This window comes from Streptomyces sp. BR1, assembly GCF_052373795.1.
Classification (GTDB): Bacteria; Actinomycetota; Actinomycetes; order Streptomycetales; family Streptomycetaceae; genus Streptomyces.
Genome location: NZ_CM126252.1, coordinates 1143189 through 1154910 on the forward strand (window position 1 = coordinate 1143189; position 11722 = coordinate 1154910).

The window sequence follows — 11722 nt, forward strand, 5'->3', positions numbered from 1 at the left end:
CCCCTCGTACGCGGAGTAGCGATCATAGGACGGTCCGCGACCGGAACGGCAGGGTGCGCGACGGCAAAGGCAGGGATCCGGCTCGGTTCAGCCGAGTGCTACGCCCGATCGCGAAGGGGCCGGTCCACCGGGGAAATTGTCGGGGTCGGTCCTTTCGGCGGTCGCGCCCGGTCAAGCAGCGGCCCCGTGATCAGCGTCGTCCCCACCGCCATCACCACCATCGCCGTGAACAGCCGGGTGTCGATGACCCCCAGGCCGAGGCCGACGTTCAGGATGACCAGTTCTGTCAGGCCGCGGGCGTTCAGCAGGACGCCCAGGGCCGTCGCCTCGCGGGGTGTCGCGCCCGTCAGGCGGGCCGCTCCGAACGCGCCGGTGAACTTGCCCGTGCAGGCGACCGCCAGGACCGCCGCCGTCATGATCAGGCCCCGGCCGCCGAGGCCCGAGATGTCCACCGACATGCCGGTGACCGTGAAGAAGACCGGGAGCAGCAGCAGACTGGTCTGCTCGATGCGTTCGGGGACCTGCGGGGCCGTCTCGTCGATCTGGCGGCGCGGCGCGATCGCCCCGAAGGCGAAGGCGCCGAAGACCGCGTGCAGTCCGATCTCGTCGGTCGCGGCGGCGGTCAGCAGTACGCCGACGACCAGGACGGAGTGGGTCAGGGCCGTGCCGCCCGCCCAGGGTCTGGCCCGGTCCAGGAGCCAGGCCAGAGCGGGTCGTACGAACAGGACCAGCGCGGCCAGCAGCAGCGCCGACTCCAGGGCCATGCGGGCCAGCGGCCAGGGTCCGTCGGAGCGGACCACCACGACCACCACCGCGAGCACGCACCACGCCAGGAAGTCCTGCACGGCGGCGGACGCGAGCGCTACCGCGCCCAACGGGTCCTTGTACAGGCCGCGTTCGGCCAGAATGCGGGCGAGTACGGGGAACGCGGTGATGGACATCGCCGCGCCCAGGAACAGCGCCGGGCCCAGCGGGCCGTCCGCCTTGAGCTGGGACTTGCTGAGCCAGGGGTAGAGCCAGTACGCCAGGCCCATGCCCATCGCGAACGGCAGCGCCACCGAGCTCAGGGAGACCGCCACCACTTGGCGCCGCGCGCTCGGGGCGCGCAGATGGACCACGTCGAACTGGTAGCCCACACCGAACATGAAGAGCACCAGGCCCAGTTGCGAGAGCGTCTGGAGGTACGGGAGTACGGACGGCGCCACCAGGCGCTTTTCCAGCTCGCCCGGAAAGAGGGAGAGCAGACTCGGGCCCAGCAGAATGCCGCCGATGATCTCCCCCATCACCGCCGGCTGCCGTAATCGCCCCGCGAGTCGCGCCAGTGCGAAGGCCACCGCGAGAATCAGCGCGAGGGCGAGGAGGAAGCGTCCGGTGGAGGGCGCGGCGGATCCGGCGAGTTCGAGATGCGTCTGCACGTCCGTGCTCACTCCTGTCGGGCCGCAGGGTGTCCCGCTGTTCTAGCGACGGAATGCGCATCGCGCAACCGCCGTTCAACCGCGTCTGCTTTGACATTGAACAGTCGTCGCCACAGCTCTAGAATTGCAGCCGATCACCGTATGAGGTGGAGGGGGTTGGCGGATGAATCGCGACGAGGAACTCCGGATCCTTGACCGTGCCCTGGAGCACCTTCGCGACAAGCGACTCCCGCTGACCGACTCGGACACCCGGGTCAGTGTCGACCGCTATCAGTCCCCCGAGTGGTACCGGGCCGAACTCGACCGCATTTTCCGTAAGTTGCCGTCGATGCTCGTGCACAGCTCCGAGATACCGGAGCCCGGCACCTTCGCGACCCTGGAGCATTTCGGCAGGCCACTGCTGCTCAGCCGGGACCAGGACGGATCCGCGCATGTCTTCCTCAACGCCTGCCGGCATCGCGGGGCGCGCCTCGAAAAGGACCCGTCCGGCCAGCGCAAACAGTTCACCTGCGGTTATCACGCCTGGCGTTACGACCTGGACGGCACCCTCGCCGCCATCCCGAGCCCGCACTGCTTTCCGGGCGTCGAGCGGGGAAAACGCAATCTGGTGGCGGTTCCCTCGGTGGAGGCGTACGGGTTCGTCTGGCTGATGCCCGAGGAAGCTCCGGGCCGGGCCGACCTCGACGCGTTCCTCGGTGACTTCCGCCCGGATATCGCGGATCTCGATCTCGCCTCGTACGAGATCTACGGCGCGGAGAGCCAGGAGTGGGAGATCAATTGGAAGCTCGTCGTCGAGGGCACGCTTGAGGGATACCATTTCCCGTTTCTGCATGCGAAGAGCGCGAACCCGCTCTTCGAGAACAGCACGTTCTTCTTCGACAGCTTCGGACCCCATCTGCGGTCGATCCTGCCGAAGCGGTCGATAAACTTCATTTCGAAGACCGAGCGCAGCGAACGGCGTCTGCTGTCGGTCGCCAACGTGATCCACACCATCTTTCCCAACGAGACGGTGCTGCATCAGTCGGACCACTTCCTGTGGATTACCAGTCATCCGCTCGGACCGACCCGTACGCTCGTGAAACTCCGCCTGATCGTGCCGAAGGGGTCGGTCACGGAAGGCGGTACCGAGCAGTGGGAAGAGAACCGGCAGCTCACCTATCAGGTGCAGTACGAGGACCTGGAAATCTACCGCGAGATCCAGATCGGCCTCACCAGCGGCGCCAATGACGAACACTGCTTTGGTACGCAGGAGTTCGCGCTCCAGAAGTACAACGAGGCCATCGAGGCCCAGCTGTTCGCGGACGAGTGACGCCCCCCGCACCTCACCTCACTTCACCCGCACCCACCTCTTCGCCCCATACAGCGCACCCCCCGCCACCAACCCCCAGAACGCCCCGCTGATCCCGAAGAACTGCACGCCCGACACCGTCACCACCAGCGTGACCACCGCCGCCTCCCGGTCGCCCGGCTCGGCCACCGCCCCCACCAGCGAGTTCCCCAGCGCGCCCAGGAGCGCCAGGCCCGCCACCGCCTCGATCAGCGTGGGCGGGGCCGCGCCGACGAACGCGACCGCCGCACCCGCGCCGAGGCCGATCAGGAGGTACGCGGCGCCGCCGATCGCCGCCGCGCGGTAGCGCTTGCGCGGGTCGGGTCCCGCGTTCTCGTCGGCGCACAGCGCGGCCGTGATCGCGGCGAGGTTGACGGCGTGGCCGCCGAACGGCGCCGACGCCAGGCCGAACGCGCCGGTCCAGCCGAACAGCGGGCCCGGCTCGGGGTGGTAGCCGTTGACGTTGAGGACCGCGATGCCGGGGATGTTCTGCGACGCCATGGTCACCACGTACAGCGGCAGGGCGATGCCGATCAGGGCCGCCGCCGTGAAGTGCGGGGCGACCAGGACCGGCCGGGGCCACAGCGGGCCGAGGTCGTCGGCGGAGATATGGGTGGTCGCGATGATCAGGACGACTGCGACAACGACCGCCGCCGGTACCGCGTACAGCTTGCGGAAGGTGCCGACGATCGCCCAGACGAGCACGATGGCCAGACCCACCGCCGGTTTCTCCTGGACCGCCTTCGCGGGAGCCAGGCACAGCGGCAGCAGGATGCCCGCGAGCATGGCGTTGGCCAGCGGTTTCGGGATGGCCGAGACCCAGCGGCCGAGCCGCTTCCACAGTCCGGTCGCCACGATCAGGACGCCGGTGACCAGGAACGCCCCGACCGCCGCGCCGAATCCGCCGTCGACCGAGGCGGATCCCGCGAGCAGCGCCGCGCCCGGGGTGGACCAGGCGACGCTGATCGGCATCCGCAGCCGGAAGCTGAGGAAGATCGCGCAGAGGCCCATCGAGACCGAGAGCGCCATCAGACCGGACGCCGCCTCGGCACGGCTCGCGCCGACGTGCGTGAGGCCTTCGAGGACGATCGCGAACGAGCTGGAGAACCCCACGAACGCGGCGATCAGACCCGCAGTCCCGGCCCTGACCAGGTCGGACGCCGCCCCCGACGGCTCCCCCGGCGGACCTGGCGAACTGGCCGCCTCCGTCTGCGACGTCGTCAATGGAACTCCTCGTATCCGCTCTGTACGACGATGTCGCGCATGACCTCGCTGGCGCCCGCCGCGACCGTCGCCGCCTGGGCGTCGTGCACGATCCGCACGATGTCCGCGCCCTCCCGGAACCCCTCGGCGCCGTGCAGATGCCGGCACTCCTCGGCCACCGCCCGGGCGACTTCGGTGGCCTTCAGCTTCGCCATCGAGCACGCGGTGATCGACAGCGGGTCGCGGGCGTAGCTCCAGGCCGCGTGGTAGGCGAGCATACGGGTAGCCTCGACCTCGGTGAGCAGGTCGGCCATGGTGTGGCGCACGGCCTGCTTGGCGCTGAGCGTCGAGCCGAACATGCCGCGATGTTTAAGGTAACTCCAGGTCATATCAAGGCAGTTTGCGGCGTCCCCGATCGCCGAGATCCCCGCCGCGAGCCGTTCCAGCTGCATGTTCTTCATGATCTGTACGAAGCCGGAGTTGCGCCGCCCGATCATGTTCGCCTTCGGCACCCGCACCCCGCGCATGCTGATGTCGGCCATGCCCGAGGCCCGCCAGGCGATCGAGTCATTGGGCAGGACGTGGACGCCCTCAGCCGTACGGTCGACCACCACCAGGCTCAAGTCGCCTTGAAGGGAACGGACTTGGGGCCCTCCCGTCCGTACCGCCGTCACGAAGAAGTCGGCGAAGGAGCCGTTGACGATGAAGCGCTTCTCGCCGTCGACGATCAGGTCGTCGCCGTCCTCGACGGCCGTCGCCGCGAGCCCGGCCAGGTCCGAGCCCGCCTGCGGCTCGGTGATCGCCAGGGCGGCGATCAGGTCACCCGACACGGCCGGGCGCAGATAGCGCTGCTGAAGCGCGGGCGAGCCATTGGTGGCGAGATAGCTGGTGCCCATGTACGCGTGCAGGGCGACCGCGAAGCGCACTCCCCCGAAGCCGATCCGGCCCAGCTCCTCCAGGAAGACCACCGAATGGAAGAAGTCCTTCGCCGAACCGCCCACCGATTCCGGGTGGTTGAGGCCGAGCAGACCCTCGGCGGCGAACGCCTGCCAGGCCGGGCGCGGCATCTCGCGGCGCCGCTCCCACTCGGCCGCGTACGGCACGATCTCCTTCTTGAAGAACGCCCGCACCGAACCCCGGAACACCTGGTGCTCCTCGGTGAAGTACGGCGACCCCTCGATCATTGCCGCCCGCCCCCTGTCAGCCGCTCCGAGATCGCCGCGAGCACGGCCTCCTCCTCGTCGCGCGGGAAGAAGTGCCCGGCGGGGAAGGACCGCATGGCGAAGCCGCCCGTGGTGTGGTGCCGCCAGTCGATCATGTCCTCGTACGGGTCGATGTCGTCGTCATCGCCGCACAGCGCCAGGATCGGCGCCCCGACCCGGCCCGGCGAGGGCTCCCAGGTCTCGGCGAGCCGCAGATCCGCGCGGAGCACCGGCTCCAGGAGCCTCATCAGACCCGCGTTGGCGAGGACTTCGGCCGGGACGCCGTCCATCACGCGCAGCCGTTCGTACAGGGTCGGGCCGTCCATCGAGTGCATCGGCGGCCAGCGCGGCTCCACGCCCGGCGCGCGGCAGGCGGAGACGACCAGGAGCTCGGGCGGACGGTGGCCGCCCGCGGTGAGCCGGTGGGTGAGTTCGTACGAGAGCCGGGCGCCCAGGCTGTGGCCGAAGAAGGCGTACGGGCCGCGCTCGGTCTCCGGCACCAGCGCCTCGGTCAGCGCTTCGAGCGTCTCGGGCCAGGAGTCGAAGGGCCGCTCACGAAAACGCTGTTCGCGCCCGGGCAGTCGGATGCCGGTCACCCCGACGCCCGACGGCACCCGCGACTGCCAGCTACGGAACACCTGCGTGCCGCCGCCCGCGTACGGGAAGCAGAGCAGCTGGACACCGACGGGGGCCGCACCGGAGAACCGGGCGAACAGCTCGCTCGTGGGCGGCCTGGCAGCGCGGGGTGTCGAGCGCATGGCCTACGCCATCGCCTCGTCGACGGCCTTCGCCAGACTGCTGAGCCTGGCGTCCTCGTACAGCGTCTCGGGCAGCAGGACGTCGACGCCGAAGCGCTCCTCCACTCGGGAGAGGAACTTGATGGCGGTGAGCGAATTGCCGCCGAGCTCGAAGAAGTCGTCGCCGACGCCGACCTCGGTGATGCCGAACAGGCTCCGCCAGATCTCGGCGATCGCCTGCTCGGTCGCGGACATGGGCGGGGCGCCCTGCGCCGTCTGCGCGTCGTGGGAACTCATCGTCCTCTCCTCCATCTGGTCAGTCGCGGGATGCCACCGGCTGTGCGGCCCATCTCGCGGGTGGTGTGTCGTACGTGGTGAGCAGCGCGCGGCCGTCGACCTTGCCGGTCGCGGTCAGCGGCAGCGCCTCGCAGAGGTGGATACGGGCCGGCACCATGTACGCGGGGAGCCGGTCGCGCAGATGGCGGCGCAGCTCCGCCGTCGTGGCGGCCGGGTCGTCGCTCACCACGAAGGCCACCAGTGACTTGCCGGTGTGCGTGGTGGCCACGGCGACATGGCTGCGCCGGACCGCCGGGTGGCGGTCGAGGTGGTGGGCGATCTCGCCGAGTTCGATACGGAAACCGTTGATCTTGACCTGGTCGTCGGCGCGGCCCTGGAAGACGAGCGAGCCGTCCGGGAGCAGGGTGCCGTGGTCGCCGGTGCGGTAGAGGCGTTCGGCGACGCCGTCGACCACCCGCTCGACGAACCGCTCGGCGGTGAGCTCCGGCATGCCCAGATAGCCGGGTGACAGACCGTCACCCGCCAGACAGATCTCCCCGGTCCGGCCCGGCTCGCACAGGGCGTCGCCGTCGATCACGTAAAGGCGGGTGTTCTGGATCGGTCGGCCGATCGGCAACTGGCTGGAATCGGGGGCGAGTTGGTCGACGGGGTGGTAGGTGGCGAAGGTGGTGGACTCTGTGGGGCCGTACACGTGCACGAGGCGGCCCGGTCCGTACGCCCGCAGCGCTGCCGCCACATGCGGCATCGACTGGAGCTCGCCGCCCATCAGGACGGTGTCGGTCCCGGCGAGCGCGGCGGGTGCCTCGTCGACGACCGCGTTGAACAGGGCGGTGGTGAGGAAGACGACGGTGACGCCGTGTTCCTCGACCACCTGGCCGAGCCGCGAGAGCCGCACCAGGGCGTCCGGGTAGAGCACACAGGTGCCGCCGTGGAGCAGCGCGCCCCAGATCTCGAAGGTGGCCGCGTCGAAGGTGACGGGTGCCAGTTGCAGCAGACGGCTGTGCGCGCCGAGCCGGGCGAACCGCGCGCCGCACACCAGCCGGGCGATGGAGCGGTGCCGGATCGGCACGCCCTTCGGCCGTCCCGTGGAGCCGGAGGTGAAGTTGATGTACGCGATCGCGTCGGCGGGCACGTCGATCGCCGGGGTGTCGTCGTGCGCGTCCTGTTCGAGGTCCAACTCGCCATTCACCAGCACGACTTGGCACCCACCAGGGCGTACGGCCGACGCCTCCGACCGGATCACCCACCGGCAGTCCGCGTCGGCGAACAACCCCTTCAGCCGCTCCTCGGGCCAGCCCGCGTCGAACGGCAGATACGCGCCCCCGCACTTGAGGACCGCGAGCAGCGCCACGATCAGCTCGGGGGAGCGCGCCAGGCAGACGCCGACGGTCGACCCGGGGGTGTAGCCCCGCCGCAGCAGCCGTCGGGCGAGCCCGTTGGAGAGCCGGTCGAGCTCGCGGTAGGTATACGTACGGTCGCCCTGGACGACTGCGGGCGCGTCCGGGGTGCGGGCGGCCACGGCGGCGAAGAGCGCGGGCACCGCGCTGTCGCGCGGATAGGCGACCGCTGTCCGGTTGATCCGGCGGTGGACGGCCAACGCCGCCTCGGTGCCGGTGAGTTGGATCCCCGTTGGTGGTTCCAGCGCAGACACCCCTCGGGATGTGTCGACGTCTACTGGGAGTGGGCCGGGTTGCGCTCAGTCGGCGGGCTTGAAGGGCGTGCCGTTGACGGTCTCGCCGACGAACCGGTTGTGCCCGTGGGTGTCCTGGCCGCAGACCTGCACACAGCCGAACCGGTCGAGGCTGGCCTCGCCGCCGAACTCCTGGAGCGCGTCCGAGTACGGGTACACCTGGACCTGGTTGGGCAGATAGCGGGACGCGTAGCCAAGCCGCATATTGTCGGTGAGTCCCGCGTGCGGGTGCGAGGCGTGCATCAGGGTGGACCAGAAGACGATGAACTGGCCCTGCTTGAGCACCATGGACTTGGCCTGGGACTCGTCGGGGCTCCAGTTCGGGTCCTTCTGCAGCTGGCGGTAGTCGTAGCCGAAGAAGCCGCGCCGCACGCCGCCCTTCTCCACCTTGCCGATGGAGTCCGCGTCGTACGTCATGACCTTGGACTCGTCGTAGTTCATCGTCTTGTGCGAGCCGGGGATGAACTGGAGGCAGCCCATCTCGATACTGGCGTCGGTGAACGCCGTCCAGACGGTGATGGTGCCGCCGAACTCGGAGTCCTCGGGCCAGACGATCTGGGGGTGCTTGGACCCGGCGACGTTGGAGAAGTTGTCGGCCTGGTGCCAGTCGGTGCCCTCGTCGCCGGGGTACTTCGGGAAGAACTCGGTACGCCAGCAGAGCACGTCGGGACCGAGCAGGGACGCGACGCGGTGGACGATCTCGGGGCGGGTGATGTGGCCGGCCAGGAAGTCGACATCGAGGTGGCGGTCGTAGTTGGCGAGGTTGGTGACACCGGAGACGGCCTTCTCCTGGCCGTAGATCGCCCGCTTGGTGTTGAGCAGCTTGGGGCGCAGGGCGCGGAGGTTCTTCTCCATCTCGGCGGGCTCGTACAGGTCGAACGGGCCTATGTAGCCGTCCCGGTGGAACTGCTCGACCTCCCGCTCGGTCAGCGAGAAGTCGGTGCTCGTGGTGCCGGCCAGGTTGTCCATGCATCACCTCTGTGTAATCGACACTCCGCTGCGGCAGCGGATGGGTAAATGCGCGCTGTTCCGGTCAACTCTCGCCAGTACAGGGCGAGTTGTGACCTGTTTAACACAGGACCACCTCCGGAAGCTTCTATTCCCCGGAGTTGCACAGGTGCTCTCGCCGCATCGCGATTCCCGCGGGTCGCGGGGCCCGGGCGGCGACAGGATCGTTGTAGCTGTCAAGCACCGCCTGTTCGCCCGGCCGGGCGACGTACATCGCCGGGACCGCGCACAATCAGCCGCGTACGAGAGGTTCGGACCTAAGCTCCTCTACGTAGAGAAACCTCGCATAAAGCGGAAGACCGGCGCCGGGCCGGACCGCCCGCGCGCTCGCACTCCGCATTCGTCAGGCGCCGACGACCCTCGCGGGGGCGTGCGGCGGCGCCTGAAAAGGGCGCGCGACTTGCGCCTTTCGGCCCTTGACGCGGCATCCCGGGGTGGAGAAGACTCCTGCTGATAATCCGCATCACTGACGATGCCCTCCGGGGCCCATTCCGGGAGGACCCAGTGCGTCTGTCCCCACCCTTAGCCTCGCCCCTGCGGATCGCGGCCGCCCGCCTGTGGCTCCCCGACCGACGGGACACGACCGAGGCGGCACTCGCGGCCGGACGGGTCGACGAGGAGACGGCGACGCGTCTGGGCTACCGCGAAGTCACCGTGAGCCCCGACCGTTCGGCGCCCGAGATGGCGGTGTCCGCCGCCACCGACGCGCTGGAAGCGGCCGGGTGGGACGGCGCCAGCGTGGACATGGTGACGCATGCCTGGACGTACCACCAGGGCCATGACTTCTGGTCCCCCGCCAACTACGTCGCCCACCACATGGGCGCCTCCACCGCGACCGCCGTCGGCGTCCAGCAGATGTGCAACGGCGGAGCCGCCGCACTCGAAGTCGCGGCCGCAAGGATGATCGCCGACCCCTCGGTCGCGCGCAGCGCGGTCACCACCGGCGACCGCTTCCTCGCCCCCGCCTTCGACCGCTGGCTGGGCGACTACGAACTCGTCTACGGGGACGCGGGCACCGCCCTGCTCCTCGACCGCGCCCAAGGACCGTACGAGCTGCTGTCCGTGGCGACGGTGGTCCGTTCGGAGTACGAGACGATGCACCGGGGCGACGACGAGTTCAGCTCGATGGCGCGCACCCTGCCGCAGGTCGACGTGCGCCGCACCAAGCGGGCGTTCGTCGCCTCGGGCGCGGAGCCCGGGTTCGCGAAGGCGCTCATCGACGCCGTCCTCGAAGCGGTCACCACCGCGCTCGCCGAGGCGGGGCTCGCCGCCGACGACCCGGCGGTGCGGTTCCTGACGCTGCCCCGGCTCGGCGCGGGACCGCTGGAGGAGTTCTTCTACCCGGCGGTGAACCGGCTCGGTCTGCGTCACGCGGAGATCCTCAACCTCGGTGGCAGCACAGGCCACTTGGGCGCCGGCGACTCCGCCGCCAACCTCGCCACCCTGCACGCGGAGAAGCGGCTCGCCGAGGGGGACGTGGCCCTGCTGCTCAGCCTCGGCGGCGGGTTCAGCTGGTCCTGCGTCGCCGTACGGGCGGCCGCCTGATGGCGGGCAAGGCAGGGGCGCTCTCCGACCGCGCGATCGTGGCCGTGCTGTGCGGCGGGTTCTTCCTGCTCGACTTCGACCTCGTCGTCATCAACCCCGTACTGGTCCCGGTCTCCAAGGACTTCGGGGTGGGCCTGGGGACGGTGGCGTTCGCGCTGACCGGCTATCTGGCCATGGTCGGCATCATGCAGCCCGTGCACGGCTCGGTCTCGGACCGGGTGGGCCGGGTGCGCGTCCTGCGGACCGCGCTGGTCGGGCTCGGCGTCGCGGACCTGGGCGCGGCTCTCGCGCCGAACGTGGCCCTACTGATCGTCGGACGCGCGATCGCGGGCGGCTTCGCGGCCGCGCTGATCCCGGTGACCGTGGCGTACGTGGGCGACCACATCCCGATGGAGCGCCGCCAGAGAACGATGGCGGCGCTGATGTCGTCCAGCGCGGTCGGCGCGGCCTCCGCGACCGTGGTGGCGGGCATCCTCACCGATCTGCTCAACTGGCGCTCCCCGCTGCTGATCCCGGCCATAGCGGCGCCGCTGCTCGCCGTGGTGTACGCGCGGCTGCCGGAGACGCCACCGGTCCGGGATGCCGCGGGGCCGAGCGCGCGCGAGCGGTTCGCCCAGGTCCTCGGGGACGGCTGGTTCCGCTTCTTCATCCCGTTCACCTTCATCGAGGGCGCGGCGATGATGGGCCTGTTCAACTTCTTCAACGCCGCCCTCCAGAAGCACGGCAGCAGCGTCCTCATGTCGGGCCTGGTGACCAGCGCGTACGGTGTGGCGGCCATCGGCGGCAGTGTGGTCGTCAAGGCCATCGACGCCCGGGCGACCGGCGCGGGCATGTTCGGCTGGGGCACCGGCCTGCTGTTCACCGGCTATCTGACGGCCGCGCTCACCCAGTCGGTGGCGGGCATCCTCATCGCCAGCGCGCTCGCCGGACTCGCCCTGGCCGTCGGCCAGTCCGCCCTTCAGGCGTGGATCCTGGAGGCGGCGGCGCCCGAGGTGCGCGGCAGCGCCACCGCGCTCATCGCGTGCTCGGTGTTCACCGGCGCCGCCATCAGCACGGCAGCCGTGGGTCCGCTGGCCAGCCGTGGCGACTTCGGGCTGCTGTTCACCATCGCGGCGGCCGCGACCGTACCGGTGTCGATCATCGGCACCCTGGCACGGATCCGCTTCGCCAACTCCGACCGGGCCATGACGATGCCCGCCGGGCCACCGCCCGCCGTGGACCGGGAAGCCCCCAATTCGCTCAACTGACCTTGTTTTCAGCCGACTTGACCCAAGTAGCCAACGAACCGAGGAGAAGTC

General features: G+C 69.9%; 10 protein-coding genes. 3 read left to right on the plus strand and 7 right to left on the minus strand.

Features of this window, described 5'->3' with window-relative positions; all coding sequences use genetic code 11:
- Positions 1–98: 98 nt before the first annotated feature.
- Entirely contained in the window at positions 99–1415 is a 1317-nt protein-coding gene (locus ACT1U9_RS05210; protein WP_444537194.1) for a cation:proton antiporter, read from the minus strand.
- 328 nt (positions 1416–1743) lie between these two features.
- Here ACT1U9_RS05210 and ACT1U9_RS05215 point away from each other — a divergent pair, with 328 nt between their 5' ends.
- Complete coding sequence (locus ACT1U9_RS05215) at positions 1744–2724, plus strand: aromatic ring-hydroxylating oxygenase subunit alpha (protein WP_444537195.1); 981 nt, start codon at positions 1744–1746, stop codon at positions 2722–2724.
- Between the two features lie 18 nt (positions 2725–2742).
- On the opposite strand, the gene ACT1U9_RS05220 is transcribed toward ACT1U9_RS05215, so the two are convergent.
- From ACT1U9_RS05220 to ACT1U9_RS05245, 6 genes are read right to left on the minus strand one after another with little or no spacing between them, the layout of a single operon-like run.
- Entirely contained in the window at positions 2743–3966 is a 1224-nt protein-coding gene (locus ACT1U9_RS05220; RefSeq protein WP_444537196.1) for a benzoate/H(+) symporter BenE family transporter, read from the minus strand.
- A complete protein-coding gene (locus ACT1U9_RS05225) occupies positions 3963–5129 on the minus strand; it encodes an acyl-CoA dehydrogenase family protein (RefSeq protein WP_444537197.1) in 1167 nt (388 codons plus the stop codon). Before ACT1U9_RS05225 ends, ACT1U9_RS05220 begins: the two co-directional genes overlap by 4 nt.
- The gene (locus ACT1U9_RS05230) at positions 5126–5905 is read right to left on the minus strand and encodes a thioesterase II family protein (protein ID WP_444537198.1); all 780 of its coding nucleotides are present in this window, start codon (positions 5903–5905) and stop codon (positions 5126–5128) included. The genes ACT1U9_RS05225 and ACT1U9_RS05230 overlap by 4 nt, the downstream gene beginning before the upstream one ends.
- 3 nt (positions 5906–5908) lie before the next feature.
- Positions 5909–6181, minus strand: coding sequence for a phosphopantetheine-binding protein (locus tag ACT1U9_RS05235; protein ID WP_444537199.1), 273 nt, complete (start codon positions 6179–6181; stop codon positions 5909–5911).
- Positions 6182–6200: 19 nt separating this feature from the next.
- Positions 6201–7832: an amino acid adenylation domain-containing protein gene (locus ACT1U9_RS05240; protein ID WP_444537200.1), complete on the minus strand. Its 1632-nt coding sequence runs from the start codon at positions 7830–7832 to the stop codon at positions 6201–6203.
- 45 nt (positions 7833–7877) lie between these two features.
- A complete protein-coding gene (locus ACT1U9_RS05245) occupies positions 7878–8840 on the minus strand; it encodes a chlorinating enzyme (protein ID WP_444537201.1) in 963 nt (320 codons plus the stop codon).
- A 543-nt stretch (positions 8841–9383) separates the two neighbouring features.
- Between ACT1U9_RS05245 and ACT1U9_RS05250 the strand changes: the two genes are divergently transcribed.
- Positions 9384–10424, plus strand: a complete 1041-nt coding sequence (locus ACT1U9_RS05250; protein ID WP_444537202.1) for a ketoacyl-ACP synthase III family protein — start codon at positions 9384–9386, stop codon at positions 10422–10424.
- On the plus strand, positions 10424–11671 hold the full coding sequence (locus ACT1U9_RS05255) for an MFS transporter (RefSeq protein WP_444537203.1): 1248 nt from the start codon (positions 10424–10426) through the stop codon (positions 11669–11671). The genes ACT1U9_RS05250 and ACT1U9_RS05255 overlap by 1 nt, the downstream gene beginning before the upstream one ends.
- The last annotated feature ends 51 nt before the right edge of the window (positions 11672–11722 follow it).